General features: G+C 63.8%; 12 protein-coding genes. 2 read left to right on the top strand and 10 right to left on the bottom strand.

What is annotated here, in order from left to right:
• Positions 1-4 precede the first annotated feature (4 nt).
• The 5 genes from OK352_RS17460 to arsB all read right to left on the bottom strand — a co-directional run bounded on the left by OK352_RS17460 (position 5) and on the right by arsB (position 5,275).
• Positions 5-1,372 carry a hypothetical protein gene (locus OK352_RS17460; RefSeq protein WP_265142810.1) on the bottom strand — a complete coding sequence of 456 codons (1,368 nt, stop codon included), beginning with the start codon at positions 1,370-1,372 and terminating at the stop codon, positions 5-7.
• Between the two features lie 89 nt (positions 1,373-1,461).
• Positions 1,462-1,971 carry a MarR family winged helix-turn-helix transcriptional regulator gene (locus tag OK352_RS17455; protein ID WP_265142809.1) on the bottom strand — a complete coding sequence of 170 codons (510 nt, stop codon included), beginning with the start codon at positions 1,969-1,971 and terminating at the stop codon, positions 1,462-1,464.
• A 356-nt stretch (positions 1,972-2,327) separates the two neighbouring features.
• Positions 2,328-3,674 (bottom strand): NAD(P)-binding domain-containing protein, encoded by a 1,347-nt coding sequence (locus tag OK352_RS17450; RefSeq protein ID WP_265142808.1) that lies wholly within the window; start codon positions 3,672-3,674, stop codon positions 2,328-2,330.
• A 12-nt stretch (positions 3,675-3,686) separates the two neighbouring features.
• Positions 3,687-4,130 carry an arsenate reductase ArsC gene (locus OK352_RS17445; protein ID WP_265142807.1) on the bottom strand — a complete coding sequence of 148 codons (444 nt, stop codon included), beginning with the start codon at positions 4,128-4,130 and terminating at the stop codon, positions 3,687-3,689.
• A gap of 14 nt (positions 4,131-4,144) precedes the next feature.
• Positions 4,145-5,275, bottom strand: coding sequence for an ACR3 family arsenite efflux transporter (arsB, locus tag OK352_RS17440; protein ID WP_265142806.1), 1,131 nt, complete (start codon positions 5,273-5,275; stop codon positions 4,145-4,147).
• An 82-nt stretch (positions 5,276-5,357) separates the two neighbouring features.
• Between arsB and OK352_RS17435 the strand changes: the two genes are divergently transcribed.
• Entirely contained in the window at positions 5,358-5,732 is a 375-nt protein-coding gene (locus OK352_RS17435; protein ID WP_265142805.1) for an ArsR/SmtB family transcription factor, read from the top strand.
• Positions 5,733-6,176: 444 nt separating this feature from the next.
• On the opposite strand, the gene OK352_RS17430 is transcribed toward OK352_RS17435, so the two are convergent.
• From OK352_RS17430 to OK352_RS17410, 5 genes are all read right to left on the bottom strand, one after another.
• Positions 6,177-6,818, bottom strand: coding sequence for a hypothetical protein (locus OK352_RS17430; protein WP_265142804.1), 642 nt, complete (start codon positions 6,816-6,818; stop codon positions 6,177-6,179).
• 275 nt (positions 6,819-7,093) lie between these two features.
• Positions 7,094-9,514 (bottom strand): immunoglobulin-like domain-containing protein, encoded by a 2,421-nt coding sequence (locus OK352_RS17425; protein WP_265142803.1) that lies wholly within the window; start codon positions 9,512-9,514, stop codon positions 7,094-7,096.
• 176 nt (positions 9,515-9,690) lie between these two features.
• Complete coding sequence (locus tag OK352_RS17420) at positions 9,691-11,127, bottom strand: APC family permease (RefSeq protein ID WP_265142801.1); 1,437 nt, start codon at positions 11,125-11,127, stop codon at positions 9,691-9,693.
• 16 nt (positions 11,128-11,143) lie between these two features.
• On the bottom strand, positions 11,144-12,400 hold the full coding sequence (locus OK352_RS17415; protein WP_265142800.1) for an acyl-CoA dehydrogenase family protein: 1,257 nt from the start codon (positions 12,398-12,400) through the stop codon (positions 11,144-11,146).
• Between the two features lie 79 nt (positions 12,401-12,479).
• Positions 12,480-13,724 (bottom strand): acyl-CoA dehydrogenase family protein, encoded by a 1,245-nt coding sequence (locus tag OK352_RS17410; RefSeq protein ID WP_265142799.1) that lies wholly within the window; start codon positions 13,722-13,724, stop codon positions 12,480-12,482.
• Positions 13,725-14,295: 571 nt separating this feature from the next.
• Between OK352_RS17410 and OK352_RS17405 the strand changes: the two genes are divergently transcribed.
• Positions 14,296-14,640 carry a hypothetical protein gene (locus OK352_RS17405; protein ID WP_265142798.1) on the top strand — a complete coding sequence of 115 codons (345 nt, stop codon included), beginning with the start codon at positions 14,296-14,298 and terminating at the stop codon, positions 14,638-14,640.
• Positions 14,641-14,942 lie beyond the last annotated feature (302 nt).

Raw genomic sequence — 14,942 nt, 5'->3', positions numbered from 1 at the left:
GTCGTCAGAACGGCAGCATTCCCAGCATCCACGTGCCAAGTGCCCAGAGCAGGTACGCCGTCATTCCCATGGCGAACGCCCCGAGCACGTGGATCCCAACACCCAACCGCGGCACGTACGGGACGCGCCGAATCGGTCGGGAACCGACGATCGACTCGAGCACCGCGACGCCGGTCTCGGGCTTCCCGAAGTACGCGATGTGCTCGCGCCACCACGCCGAGGGCCGACCTACAGGAACAAAGCGAACGAACTCGGTAACGTCGCGCGGCCCGAGACAGACCGGATCCAGCAGAGATTTGACGACGAACACCTCACACGACGGCCGTTTCAGCTGATCGCCCGGGGCCCTTCTCAGCCGCATGATGACCCAGAAGGCGACACCGATGAACGCGAGAGCGAAGATCATCTCTCCGACCCCGCTCCACGCAAAGTCGAAGAACCCGTCGCTCACGGCGCTCACGCGGTCACTCAGTTCGCCCAGAGTGAGCACACGCGGCGGCCAGAGCCCGTCGAAGGCATCCCACACGGCTGAGATGATGCCGACGAGCCCATTCCAGAGCGCCGAGGCGACGATCGCGAAGACGATGGGGAAGGTCAGCAGCACGCCCCACAGCGCAACGACCATGCCGGGGCTTCTGCTCAGCATCCTGAACACTCCGAGCGGAAACTCGCCTGATCCAACCCAGACACACGCATCGACGTCTGTTGTAATCGCGACACGGCGTCCGATCTCGGCGCCCTGCGAGTGGCCGAGCACCACGACGGCGTGAGAACTCTGCTGCGCGTGTTCGACGAGGTCACGAACTGCAGCAATGGCGGACTCGTCGAGCCGATCCGACCGGTACATCCAGGCATCGCCGATCCACGCGGAGACCACAGTGCGGGTCGCAGTCGCGAAGCGCCTATTCAGCAGAACGGCCGGTGTGATGACGATCCCCACAACAACGAGAAGTGGGGCGACGAGAGGAAGGAGCATGACGGTGCCCGCAGGAAGCATCTGCACCACCGAATCCTTGCGACCTTGTCGCTCTTGCACATCGAGAATGTCGCTCACCCAGCCAGCCATTGTGAGCCAGATGGCGAACGGTGCGACCCGCAGCATCCACAGCAGAACGGTCCGCCACGGCGGCGGCTCCACGAGATGGTCCCAGCGACCGTCGTGCAGCACCACCTCGAACGGGGCATAGTTCGGCAGGTCGACGTCGAGAGTGAGCGTGCCGGGCAGAGCGTCAGCTGCCGGTTCAGCATCCACGGCCGAGCCGCCGAGCTCTTCCGCCCCACGACGCACGGACGTCGCCACTTCACGCGCTGTCTGCCCGCGTGCCTGCCGCCCGATCCCGTGCACGCAGACGATCCCGAATCTCGGCTTCACCGAATCACCCCGATGACCTGTATAGCAGCGACCGCTCTTGTCAGCGACGGTTGCTCAGCTGCGGCGTGGCGTGATCACGCTCGCGACGGCTAATGCGCTGCGGCCGCCGCAGTCACACCGCTGACGGCATCGCGGAGCCTGGCAATGTCGTCTGGCGTCATCTGGAACTTCTGCATCATCGCGAGAGGAACCTGCTTCGCCCGCTCACGAAGAGTCCGCCCCTCCTCCGTCAGCTCGATCGCGAGCTGACGCTCATCGTCGGGGTTTCGCGTGCGGCGCACATACCCCACGCGCTCAAGCCTCTTCGCCATGGGAGACAGGGTCGCGGCCTCAAGCATCAGCAGCTCGCCAAGGCCTGAGAGTGAGAGCGTGCCGTGCTCCCACAGCGCAAGCATCAGCAGATATTGCGGGTGAGTGAGGTTCAGGGGCTCGAGTTCCGACCGGTAAGCGTCGATTACTGTTCGCGATGCCACCGCCAGTGCGAAGCAGAGCTGGCTTTCGAGGGCGAGGGGGTCAGTATCGGCGGATGCTGCCGCCACACCGCTTGCCGGAGCGGCACCGCTCGCCACAGCATCCGGACTCGTGGTGTCTACGTTCATTGTGGGCACGTCATTCTCGTCGCGCGGTGCTGGTCATCGCTGCGCGTGATGGCATGCAGCGACATCAGCTTGGTGCACAGAGGACAGGGTGGGTCAGTTGGGCGAACGTCTGGCCCTTCGACGTATCCGGCACCGACTTGTGCGGGCCCAGTGAACGTCCGAATGCCACGGTTCATCAACTCGTAGAACCGCCAGAAGCGTGTCGCCATGTCGACATCCTCACTTTACTTAGTGCGCTAAACAATAGTGCACAAATCGCTGAGCCGCTCTGGAATTTCGTGGGACAGAATCGATCGTTCTGGGTTCAGGCTCGCAGCACAGGGCCTCTGTGTTCAGCGTGCTTCTTTGCTGGCTCTTTATCTACCCGTGGCGGCTCCGAGGGTGATCAGTTGAGGACCTGTGCTGCAGCAGGATGCTTCAGTGCTCGCTGATGCATCGCATGATCCGCCAAGGTCGGTAGTACAGACGCCAGTTTCGGGTAGTTCGAGCTGGACATTGTCGGCAGCCTCACGGTCGCCGGCGAGGGCAGCAGCGATGGAGCGGACTTGTTCGTATCCGGTCGCCAGGAGGAACGTGGGCGCGCGGCCGTAGCTTTTCATGCCGACGATGTAGAAGTTGGGTTCCGGGTGCGCGAGTACCCTTTCGCCGTGTGGGGGTACGGTGCCGCAGCTGTGGAATTCCGGGTCGATAATGGGGCCGAGTTGGCGGGGTGCTTCTACGGCGGGTTCTAGCTCCAGGCGCAGCTCTTTGAGCATGTCCAGATCGGGGCGGAAGCCGGTGGCAGGTATCAGCACATCGACGTTGAGGATCTCCGACCCTTGGGGAGTGTCTGCCTGAACGGCCAAGCTTTTCCCGGGAGTGAACCCTGTGATGGTGAACGAGGTGTGCACGCCGATGCGCCCGGTTTCGACCAGGCCGCGCAAGCGGCTGCCAAGATCTCCACGAGCGGCGAGTTCGTCACGTTCTTCGCCGCCATAGACCCGCGAGACGTCGCGGCTGCGTACGGCCCAGCTGATTCGCGTCTCTGGCTCGTGTTCGGCAAGTTCACCAAGGGCGAGGAGCGTGTTTGCAGCTGAGTGGCCGGCGCCAACAACGAGAACGTGACGGCCAGCGAACCTGTTGCGGTCGGCACCGTTCACATCCGGCAGCGGCGCGGTAATGAGTCCTTGGCTGATCGCTTCCACCTCCCCAACGGCGGGCAAACCGGCTTGGCCGAGTGGATTGGGCTGGGCCCATGTTCCGGACGCATCGATAACGGCTCTTGCGTGGATCTCCTCGAGATGGCCGTCACGCTCCACGCGCACAAGCAACGGTGTCTGCTCACGGCCTCTTGTGCGGGTTTTGTCCATGCCGACGCGGCTGACGGCTATGACGCGACTGTTCGTGCGGATGCAGCCCGTGAGAGCATCTGTGGCGGCTAAGGGCTCAAGATACTCGGTGACGATGTCGTTCCCGGTGGGCAGCGCGTCAAGGTCGGGGGCGGTCCAGCCTGTGGGTTCGAGCAATCGCCGTGCGGCCGCGTCCATGTTGTAGCGCCAAGCAGAGAACAGGCGTGTGTGCCCCCAATCGCGAATTGCCGAGCCAACCCTCGGGCCAGATTCCACGATCATTGGAGTCTGCCCTCGCTCCAAGAGGTGAGAGGCGGCCGCCAAGCCGACTGGGCCAGCTCCGATAACGACAACGGGCAGTGTGGTGTGAGACATGCGTGTTCTCCGTTACTTTGATGTGCTGTCTGCCGGAAGCAGCTCGGTGATCAGTGTCGTGATGCGTGAGCGAATATCGTCCCGGATGGACCGGACGACATCGATTCCCTGGCTGGCGGGGTCATCAAGCTTCCAGTCTTCGTACCGTTTGCCGGGGAAGATCGGACACGCGTCACCGCATCCCATGGTGATCACAACGTCGGATTCTTTGACCGCCTCAGTGGTGAGCACCGTTGGCGTCTTGGCGCTCATATCGATGCCTTCTTCGGCCATCGCTTCAATAGCGACAGGGTTGACCGCCTCCGTAGGCTCGGAGCCGGCCGAGCGAACCTCAATGCGGTCCCCAGCAAAATGCGAAAGGTAGGCGGCTGCCATCTGAGAGCGACCAGCATTGTGCACGCACACGAACAGGACACTGGGCTTGCCAGAGCTTTCGTCCGGAGAGTTGCTTGTCATCGGGAGTTTCCGTTCTAGGAGCGAGTGGACGGTGAGCTTTTCGAGGATCCGTGATGAGGGACTGTGGCGTCGTTCGGAAAGAGCTTCCGGGAGGCCCAGAGCGCGACGTAGACCAGGCCGACGAGCACGGGCACTTCGATCAGCGGGCCGACGACGCCCGCAAGCGCTTGGCCGGAGGTCACGCCGAATGTTCCGATCGCAACGGCGATCGCGAGCTCGAAGTTGTTCCCGGCGGCTGTGAACGCCACAGTGCTGGATTTTGCATAGTTCAGGCCGACCGACCGGGAGACAAGCAGCCCGATGCCAAACATGAGAACGAAATAAATCAGCAGCGGCAGGGCGATACGCGCGACGTCAAAAGGATTGGATGTGATCGCGTCACCTTGGAGCGCAAACAGCAGCACGATCGTGAATAGCAGGCCGTAAAGCGCCCAGGGGCCGAGCTTGGGCAGGAAGCTCTGTTCGTACCACTCGCGGCCTTTGGTCTTCTCACCGAGCACTCGCGTGAGAAATCCGGCCACAAGCGGGATTCCGAGGAACACAAGCACGCTCAACACGATCGCACCAACGGAAAACTCAGCGCTGGTGGTCGGCAGACCGAGCCAGCCGGGAAGAACTTGGAGGTAGAACCAGCCCAACGCACCGAACGCAACTACCTGGAAGATCGAGTTGATGGTCACGAGTACGACCGCTGCTTCCCGGTCGCCACAAGCGAGGTCGTTCCAGATCAGCACCATGGCGATGCAGCGCGCGAGCCCGACGATGATCAGCCCTGTCCGGTATTCCGGAAGGTCGGATAAGAACAACCACGCGAGAGTGAACATCAGTGCGGGACCGACGATCCAGTTCAACAACAGCGAGAGACCCATGAGGCGGCGATCGGCAGCGATGCGCCGTGTTTCGTCATAACGAACTTTCGCCAGCACCGGGTACATCATCACCAGCAAACCGATCGCGATCGGCAGCGAAATGTCCCCGATCGTCACCGCGCTGAGTACCGTGTCGAGCCCCGGCACGAAGCGCCCGAGCAATAGGCCGAAAGCCATCGCCAGCACAATCCACAACGGCAACCAACGATCGAGGAAAGAGAGCTCCCTCAGCACAGGCTGAGTCGAGGAATCGGCAGCAGCGGTGGTCGTGCTCATAACGCGGAAACCCTCTCGCATCGATAACTGTCGATGTAACGTTAGGGGATCATATTGACATGTGTCAATGTATGATGAGGTCATGACACTTACTGCTTCGCAGCACGCGCCCGACGTCGCAGAGTGCATTCCCACGACGCAGGCTGGTGAGTGCTGCTCTCTCGTCCAGGGCCCACTCAGTCCAGCACGTGCACAACGTGTGGCGGTCGTCCTGAAGGCTCTCGCTGATCCGGTTCGACTCCGTCTGCTTTCCCACATCGCAGCACAGGGCTGCGGCACCGTGTGTGTGTGCAACCTCACGGACGACCTCGGGATCAGTCAACCCACCGTGAGCCATCACATGAAGAAACTGGTCGACGCCGGTCTCGTGACACGCGAGCAACGTGGCAAATGGGCACACTACACACTCGTCCCCAGTGCGTTCGCAGAACTACGTGCGGTCCTCGACATCTCTTAGTGCGCCCGGCATCGGTCGTTTCTGGCGGGCGCCGGCTCGGTCAGTATCCGAACTGCGGAGCCGTGCTTATAGATAGGCTTCGATCATGTCGGTACGAAGAGCAGCCGAGGCAGACGTCAATCATTTGGGCGCACTTGCCAGGTTTCAGCCCGGCAGATGAGTCCGGGCAAATTTAGACTGTGTTCATGCCCTCGTGTAAACGCCTCGCTCTGATCGGCTGAATGACTGGGCAGCCAGTGGACTTATCCTGCCGGCACCACGTGTGCCCGGGCATCAACCTTGAGAAAACTCCCCTCTGACGATGTCCCCGGCCGCGATGAAGTTGCGAAGATCGTTTACGGAAATTGTTCGCCGAAGTAGAGTCGCCCAGGCCGAAACCGTCAATATTGGTCGAGAGATTCCTGCCGACCGCTGACCGCTGCCCGCTGCCCGCTGCCCGCTGCCTCAGGGAAGCTCGTAGACCATGCCGGCACCGCCGTCACCGATGAGAGCCAGCCCGGCCTTGAGCGCAGTCGGCACGCGCTCGACGAGATCATCGGATGCTGGCGAGCCAGCGTTCCGCGCATCAGCCCCGGGCCACACCACAGCGGTGACGTTGCCCGTCGGTTCGGGCAGCTGCGCACCGAGAACGAGGAACTGCACATCGAGGGTCTGTGACGACACAGCATCCAGACTGACCAGGAGGTCGGCCCCAGACACAAGGACAACGTCAGAACGTTCGGCCGCGGCCGCCAGATCGGTGACGACGCCAGACGGCTCCGACACGACGACGTCGACGGACGCGTCGACACTCGCTGCGGCTTTCTCCACAGCATCCGGTATCGCGTCATCCGTTCCCTCGGCGACAACGAACACGATCTCGACCCCCGCCTCAATCGGGGGTAGCTGCGTCGGCACCGACAGCACGCTGCCCGGCGACGGCGACGCACTCGGCTGGGGTTCTGCCGCCTGAGGAGTTGCCTCTCCCGGCGCGCGAGATGACGTTTCACCGCCCGCGGCGGCGCCCTCGACGGAACACGCCGTGAGCGCGACGGCTGCGACGAGAACGAGGCCGACTCCGGTGAGTCGGAGGTGAGATCTGAACATGTGCCCTTTCACGGGTCTGGTCTTCGCAGGTCCGGTCTTCGCGATTCTGAATTCAAGAGGCTTGGACTTCAGAGATGAGTTCTCAACTCGGGTCTTCGGAGGCTGAGGGTTTCAGCGGCAGAGTCGCTGACAGTTTCGGCGGCCGGATCGCTGAGGACTTCAGCGATACGAGCGGCAGTAGACAGATCGACGAGCGACGGCACGAACACGAGTGCGGCAGGCACCGGCACGAAGCCTACACCTGCCGCACGGCGTACACGTGACGCGTTCTCGGGTTACGCGCTCAGTCGGCGACGACGCACAGCCGCTGAAACAGCAAGCCCGGCACCGAGCATCACGAGCAAGGAGGCGACGATCAGCGCGAGAAGGGCCTCCGAACCCGTGTACGGAAGTTCGCCGCTCGCGGCATCCGAACCGCCGGAACCCGAACCGTCGGAACCGCCCGGAGCCGTACCGTCATCAGAACCATCTTCCGTACCATCGTCGGGGTTCTCCCCCGGCCCGGTTCCGGTGCCCGCGGCGACGACAGTCACCTCGCGCGTTGCGGTCTGCGTGTTTCCCGCGGCATCCGACACGCTGTACTCGAGCGCGTAGTTGCCAAGCGTCGACGTGTCGACGCTTCCGGTCACCGTGACAGCATCCGTGAGGTCACCGTCTCGATCATCGACGGCGCTGACGCCGGCCATCGGGTCAAAGTCTGCAGCCTGCTCGACCTCGCCCGACTCGGGCACCGTCAGCTGCGGAGCTTCGGTGTCTTCACGCGTGAGCGTCACCTCATCGACAACGCTGTTCACCGCGGCCCGCGCACCGGTCTGCTCGCTGCGGTACGTCGTGATCGTGATGGCGTCGTCCGTCACCTCGATGTTGGTGTAGTTGCGCACCTTCTCCTGGTTGATCACCGAGGCGTACCAGGCGTCGGGAGCGGTCACGTCGTAATACTTCGAGCCGCTCGCAGAGTTCGCCGTGACGTAGAGCACGTCGCCCTCACCCGCAACGACCTCGTTCGACGCGGCCGTCTCGTCTGGGTTCGCGAGCTCACCGTTGTTGATGAGGTAGCTGCGCGTGTAACTGTGGTCGTGACCCTGCAGCACCAGGTCGATGCCGATGTCGCTGATGAGCGTGGGCAGCTCGTTGCGCATCGAGATGATGTTCGAGTCATTGACGTGAGCGGCCACAGAGTAAATCGAGTGGTGGAACGCCAGCACCGACCATTTCGCCTCGTCGCCATGCTCGGCGACGACGTCGCGCAAGAACTGCTCGTGCGCGTCGATGTCAGGGTTGTTCGAGTTGATCACCAGGTAGAGCACGTCCTTGAACATGAACCAGTAGTCGCCGCCCGACGACGAGTCGCTCAGCGCTGCGCCAGCCTCGGGGTCAAGGTTCGGCGTGGTGTAGTGCTGCTCGTAGGCCTTGGAGCCGACGTCGTGGTTGCCGTTCACCGGCACGACCGGAATCTGCTGCATCTGTGTCGGAGACAGGAACGCGTCATACTCCGTCTCGCTCGAGGCGGTGTTGACCTGGTCGCCCGCCGAGAACAGCATCTCGCTCTGCGGGAACTGCTGAAGCGCGACGTCGAGGGTGTCCTGCCAGCCCTCTTCATCCGATGCCACATTTCCCGAGGCACCAATCTGCGGATCGCCGAAGAAGAGGAAGTTGTAGTCACCCGAGAAGTCAGCGGTGCTGAACGTCTGCGCCTCAGACCAGCCCAGCGCGTCGCTTCCCACCCGGTATGCGTACGTGGTGTTCTCGCTCAGGCCGTCGATCGTGGCGCGGCGGTTCTGCTCGCCGCTCGTGGTCTCACCGCCACTTGCCTCGACGGTCGTCGCGCTGTCGGCGGGGAAGTCGGTTCCGGATGCTGGTGCCACAGCGTATTGCACGTACTGCGCCTCGTCGACGTCCGTGTACCAGGTGAGGTTGCGCGCGCTCTCGTCGCCGCCGATGGTCATGACGAGATTGTCGAAGCTCGCGTGCTCGGGCGTGACGGCGGGTTCAAGTGAACTCAGGTCGAAGTAGATGTCAGAGCTGGTGTCGCGGTCCTGGTAGAGCGCGACCGCCACGGTGTTCTCCCCGGGCTGAAGCGCCTCGGTCGGGATCGTGAACGTCGACGTGATCGGGGAACCGTTGCTCTCACCCGCGTACATCAGGTTGCGCTCGGCCTCGGGCGCAGCATCCACTTTGTCGTCGACGAATCCGGCGACCTTCGTACCGTTGACGAAGATCTGCACGGCGTCGTCGTACGTGACTGTGCCGTTCAGGCCGGTGAGCTCCGAGAGCTCGTCCGCGGTGACCGTGACGTCGGTGCGGAAGTGAAAGGTGCGCACGTTCGGTGCGGCCTCGCCGTCGACGTATTGGTTCAGCAGTGTCGTGATCGGGAAGTCGTCGCCGATGCCCTCGGCTTCGCCGTTCTTGGCGCCGAAGCTGCCCGTCGCGGTCTTCCACTCCGAGTCGTCGAAGTCCGCTGTCGTCCACGCGAGGCGGTCGTCGGAGCTGGCGGCGGGATCGGTGTCATTGTCGGAGTAGCTCCACACGGTCGAATCCGTGTCGATGTAGGTGTCTGGCAGTTCGGCGGCGAACGCGACGCCGGCCGACGCAGAAAACATGGTTGCCAGCAGTGCCGTGGCACTGGCAGTGGCGATGGTGCGTCTCGAGCGGTGGGATGCTCGCGGACGCAGACCCGCTGTGAGCGGTGCTGTCATTCTTCCTCCACGTGTCGGCCGGGGGCGGCCGCGGCCTGGCACCTGTTCCGGTGCCACTCAGCGAACGTAGAGGCGCAGCGTGACGCGACGGTGAACGATGGGCAACGTCCCGTCGTACGAGCGGGGTGACGCGGATGCTGTCGCGCACTCAGCTGGTCGCGCGACAGCATCCGCCATCAGTCGAGGTCTCTCGGTGCGCGCACCCGCGCCACGACCGGGCCTGCGGCAAAGGCGAGCGCGAAGAGCACGAGGATCCCCCATGAGAACGGGCCGTACGAGCTCTCGCCGACGAGCACGGGGAGGTTGAACAGGATCACGATGAAGAACGCGACAAGTCCCGTCAGCCCGAGCGCCGGGGCGACGGACGCTCTCCACAGGCCGACGCGCGCCCGCTCCGTGCGCAGCAGCACCAACACGGCGACGCTCGTCAGAACGAGCAGCAGAACGACGCCGACAGACGAGATGCCACCGAGCCAGGTGTAGAACTGGTCGATCGGATCCAGGCCGAGAACGGCGGCGAGCGCAACGAGCACGGCGACGGTGATCGATGTCGCCGCGGATGCTCGTGAGGGCGACCCATGACGCGGGTGCACGCTTCCGAGGCCGCGCGCGAGGACGCCCTTGGACGCGAGAGCGAAGAAGTAACGCGACGCGATGTTGTGGAACGACAGGATGCAGGCGAAGAGGCTGGTCACGAAGAGAACCTGGATGATGTGCCCGCCTAGGGCTCCGAGGTATGCCTCTGTCGTTGTCGTGAGGATCGTTCCCGAGTTTTCGGCAGCGCGTTCCACAACGACACTGTCTCCGTTGGCTGTGATGAGAACCCAGCTTGAGAAGGCATAGAACACGCCGATCAGCACCAGGGCGATGTACGTTGCCTTCGGGATCGTCCGCTCGGGTTCACGCGCCTCGTCGCGGAAGACCGCGGTTGCCTCGAACCCGACGAAGCTCAGAATCGCGAAGAGGATGGCGAATCCGGGCGCGCCAGAGACGATCTCGGCTGGCGTGACGATTCCCGTGGAGAACCCCTCCGGTCCGCCGCCCTGCGCGACGACGACGGCATCGAGAACCACGACGATCGCGACCTCAGCGACGAGCAGCACGCCCAGAACCTTGCCTGACAGGTTGATGTTGAAGTAGCCGAGCGCAGACACGACGGCGAAACCAACCGCCGCGTAGATCCACCAGGGAAGTTCCGGCAGGCCGTAGCTCTGCAGCAGTTCCCCGACTCCGGGGCCGAAGAGACCGAAGACGCCGGCTTCCAGCGCGAGGTACGACAGCAGCGCCGCGAACGCCGCGCCGAGGCCGGCCGACCGCCCGAGCCCCTTGGCCACGTAGGCGAAGAACGCTCCAGCCGCGGTGACAAGCGGGGTGGCCGTTGTGAACCCGACGGCGAACAGCAGGAGCACTCCCGTGACGACCAGGTAGGTGAAGGGGAATCCGGTCCCGTTGCCGTTGGCGATACCGAGCGGCACCGGTCCGCCGATGACGCCGAGGGGCGAGGCCGCCGCCACAACGATGAAGACGATGCTGGCGACGCCGAGGGATCCGCGAAGTTTCGGCGCGCCCGCGGCATCCGTTTCGCGTGATGTGTTGGTGAGTGTTGTCGACACGATGTGTCCTTCGAGATCAGGTGTACAGGGAAATGGGCTGCACCGTGCCCAGGAGGTAGTGCGCGCCGACCTCGACGCGCTTGTAGTCGACCGGGTCGTGGAGACTGTGGGTGCGAATGTTGCGCCAGTGCAGGTCAAGACCAAGCCCCGAACGGGTTGAGTTTGCTCCCGTGACGTCGTAAATGCGCGAGGCGACATCGAGGCCCACGTCGTTCGCCACGACCTTGAGCCGGGCGATCGCCACTTCAAGGTCGGCTCGGTCTGCTGCCGTCACGGCGTCGCCGCGCTCGACAACCTCGTCGTAACGACGGTTGAGCGAGTCTGCGAGCGCCTCGACGGCCGCGGTGTGCGAGACGAGGTCGCCATAGGTCCGCTGCGTAAGTGGATCGTCTGAATACCGCTCGGCCGTGCTGAGGAACCAGGCGCCGCGACGAGCGAGCGTGACCTCTCGCCCCTGCGCCAGCGCGCCCTGGGCGATGCCGAGGTAAATGTTGCCGAACAGCAGTTGCACGCCAGGGGTCACGACGGTGGAGAACGGATCGCCCTTGTCGACGCCGACCACGTCAGCATCCGTCACTCGGACGCTGTCGAAGCGTACCGATCCACTGTCCGACGTGCGGTAGCCGATGTTGTCCCAGTCATCGAGATGGTGAACGCCCTCGCGCCGGCTGTCCACTCCGATGATCACGAGGTTGCCGTCGTAGGGGCCGCCGGATGCCGGAGCGCCAGTGATCACGATGTCGGTGACGGAGGATCCTGTCGCGAACTTCTTGAACCCGTTCAGACGGTAATCGGTGCCGTCGAATTCGAGGCTGAGGTCGGGGTCGACGGGGTTGAACGCGTCCGACCAGGTGAGGCGCTCGTCGATGCTGCGCCGGAACCAGCGGTTCTGCCGTTCGACGTCGTGCCCGTAGAAGGCAATGCACGCCTGGTTGAGGTAGTGGTAGCCGAGTAGATGGGCAGTGGATGCGTCGACGCGGGCGATGATCCGCGTTGCCTCGAAGGCGGTCTCCCAGTGCCCGCCGCGGCCGCCGAGGCTCGTGGGAATCAGCAGCTCGGTGAGCCCGCTGTCGCGCAGCAGATCGATCTGCGCATGAGGCGGCGTGTTTTCGCGGTCTCGCTGAACGACATCGCGCGCCAGCGTCTGTGCGACCTCGGTGGCGACGTCAGTCCAGTGCTCGCGCTCGGCACGATCTGCGGCCCCTTGCCAGGGTGAACGCGAGGCTTGCGCCCGCTCCGGGTGCGCTGGTGATTCGACGGAGACATCGGTCATGGTGGTTCCCTTTCGTACGTGATTCGGATGCCGCTTAACGGACGCGCCCGAAGGTGCGGATGCTGCGTGGCAGACGCCTCTAAACGGGCGTCGAGGATGCCTCCGGCGCCGACGACTTGGCAGCGGCCACGCCGATGTTCCACACATACGGCGGCTCTGTGCCGTTGACCGACCAGTCGCCCACGATGCGTGCCTTGTAGATCCACGGGTTGTGGCTCACGACGGTGCGGGCGTTGCGCCAGTGCCGGTCAAGCCCGACATCACGGCTGATTCCGGATGCTCCAAGGGTGTCGAACACCTTCGTCGCGGCCTCCGGAACGAGCTTCGACAACACGATCTGCCCCTGCGCTGACGCGATCTCGGCGGCGACGTTGGCAGCACGGTCGTCGGCCGAGTCGCGCGTCGCTGCGGTTTCGAACGCTCGCTGCACGACCTCGGCGACGTGCTGCACCGTCGCGTCAGCGGTGAATGCGATGGCCGAGAGTTCACCCGCGACGCCGAGAATCTGCGCATCGTGGCGTACGAGGTCGGCGTTGGCGTGGGAATACGTTCTCTTTCGCGCGGTGATCTGCGTGGCAGCATCCGTCTCGATCGATGACGCTACACCGGCGAGCACCGTGAGCAGCACCAGCTGGTACAGGGCCGTCTGGTAGCGGAAGCGCGACTCGAACAGGCGCACCTCGCTCGGCTCGACGCGAGCGTTCTCGAAGATGATCGTGCCGGTGCCGGTGAGCTGTTGACCGAATCCGTTCCAGTCGTCGCGCACGGTGACGCCGGTCTGATCGATCCGCACCAAGGCGGTGACCGATTCGCCCGTCGCGGAGTCGGTGGCGGTGACATCCGTCCAGTCCGCGTAGATGCTGCCTGTCGTGTAGTACTTGCTGCCGTTCACGACGTAGCCGTCGTCGGTGTGCGCCACCGTGGTCTGCGATGTGCCGACCGTCCCGGATCCCACCTCACTCCACGCGTTGCCGACGATCTCGCCGGCGACGAAGCGGTCGAGCCACGTGTCGCGCTCGGGCGAGTCGGGTGAGGTGAGCTGGTCTTCGACGAAGGCGATGTGGCCGCGGAAGATCTGCGGCAGGTTCGAGTCGGCGGCGGCGAGTTCCGTGAGAACGCGAGCGAGTTCGGGGATGCTGAGACCGGAGCCGCCTCGCTCGGCGGGCACTCGCAGGCTTCCGAAACCGGCATCCACCAGCTGCCTGACGTGGTCGCGCGGGAGCAGATGATCTTGCTCGCGCGAGTAGGCGTCGACAGCGATCGCGTCGAAGACGGGACGAAGTCGCTCGAGAGCGGTCTCGAGGCGGTCGGATGCTGCGGGCATGAGGTCCTCCTGTCGCGGAAATATCAACAGAAGCTACGTGGGGTTTCCCCTCTCGTCACGCTCCGTGTGAAACATGACGTGCGGTTACGTTTTGAGACTGATGTCGCTTGCGAACGCCAGGCGAAAGTCAGTCACCCTCGCGCTCTTGTCGTGAGTCGTGGGCACACGTCTCGAGCTGGTCAATCCGGAACATTCACCGGCACCTGAGCACGCCCTATACAGGTTGGGGCCGATCAGACGATTCATCTCTAGGCCCCGGGCACTCTTGGCAGTGCCTCAAGTGCTTTACGTGGTTGTGCCTGGGCATCCAGTGTGTCGGGGATGTCGCGTTCAGGGCCCCGGCGCCGTATCTCACAGACTGACGACCCAGCTGAAACTGACAATCTGTCCCTCGAATACCACCACTGCTATTGCCCGGCAGCGGTTCTCGCGGTGTCGGCACAGCCTGAGTAGCGCTTCAAGCTGTTCTGCTTGTGCGTTACGTGTGTCGGGGCCGCCGCGTACGTTAGGTGCGCGGCCCGGTATCTCGCCCGTAGTCGGGTGGGTGTCCTCTGGGACCGCCTCGGTCCCCGTGAATGCCTCTCTTTTCGGAACCGGCGCCGTTTCCGGAGCTGCCGCTGCCTCCGGGACTGCCTCTCTGTCCGGAACCGGTACCGCCTCCGGGACGGCCGCCATCGCCTGGACGGTCACCGCCTCCGGAGTTGCCACCTTCGCTCGGTCGGTTACCGTCTTCGGGACCGTCGTCGCCGTCGCCGCGTGGAGTCGCGCCAGGACCGTCGCCGCTGTCGTCGTCTGGATGATTCTCTGGTCGGTGTCGTTTGCCGAGATACTTCCGGTTCACATACCAGCCTGGTGGCACGAGTTTCGGGTGGCCGTCGTTGTTGCGGGTGATCGCCCATTCGCCGTGTTCGACTAACCGGTGGTGGAACCAGCAGAGCAGGACTCCGTTGTCGAGGTTGGTGGGGCCACCGTTGTCCCACCCCTGGATGTGGTGTGCTTCACACAGCCAGGCGGGGATGTCGCAGTCCGCTGCCGCACACGTGGTCCCATCCCGCGCAACCAGAGCAAGGCGCTGCTTCGCAGTGAAAAACCGTTCCGCGTCTCCCAGGTTCAACACATCCCCGTGGGCATCGATCGTGACTTTGTGGGTGTTGCCGTTGCACCGCATTTGTTTCACAAACGACATCGGTAACGCTGCTGGTGTCCCCGGCGACCATG

The sequence above is a fragment of the Microbacterium sp. MPKO10 genome (assembly GCF_026107415.2).
GTDB lineage: Bacteria > Actinomycetota > Actinomycetes > Actinomycetales > Microbacteriaceae > Paramicrobacterium.
The sequence above is the reverse complement of the archived record's forward strand: the minus strand, read 5'-3'. Positions and strand labels throughout refer to the sequence as shown.

Coding starts and splice junctions, on each gene's coding strand:
- OK352_RS17455 (WP_265142809.1), bottom strand. CDS start 1,971: ATGAACGTAGACACCACGAGTCCGGATGCTGTGGCGAGCGGTGCCGCT.
- arsB (WP_265142806.1), bottom strand. CDS start 5,275: ATGAGCACGACCACCGCTGCTGCCGATTCCTCGACTCAGCCTGTGCTG.
- OK352_RS17415 (WP_265142800.1), bottom strand. CDS start 12,400: ATGACCGATGTCTCCGTCGAATCACCAGCGCACCCGGAGCGGGCGCAA.
- OK352_RS17425 (WP_265142803.1), bottom strand. CDS start 9,514: ATGACAGCACCGCTCACAGCGGGTCTGCGTCCGCGAGCATCCCACCGC.
- OK352_RS17435 (WP_265142805.1), top strand. CDS start 5,358: ATGACACTTACTGCTTCGCAGCACGCGCCCGACGTCGCAGAGTGCATT.
- OK352_RS17445 (WP_265142807.1), bottom strand. CDS start 4,130: ATGACAAGCAACTCTCCGGACGAAAGCTCTGGCAAGCCCAGTGTCCTG.
- OK352_RS17410 (WP_265142799.1), bottom strand. CDS start 13,724: ATGCCCGCAGCATCCGACCGCCTCGAGACCGCTCTCGAGCGACTTCGT.
- OK352_RS17450 (WP_265142808.1), bottom strand. CDS start 3,674: ATGTCTCACACCACACTGCCCGTTGTCGTTATCGGAGCTGGCCCAGTC.
- OK352_RS17430 (WP_265142804.1), bottom strand. CDS start 6,818: ATGTTCAGATCTCACCTCCGACTCACCGGAGTCGGCCTCGTTCTCGTC.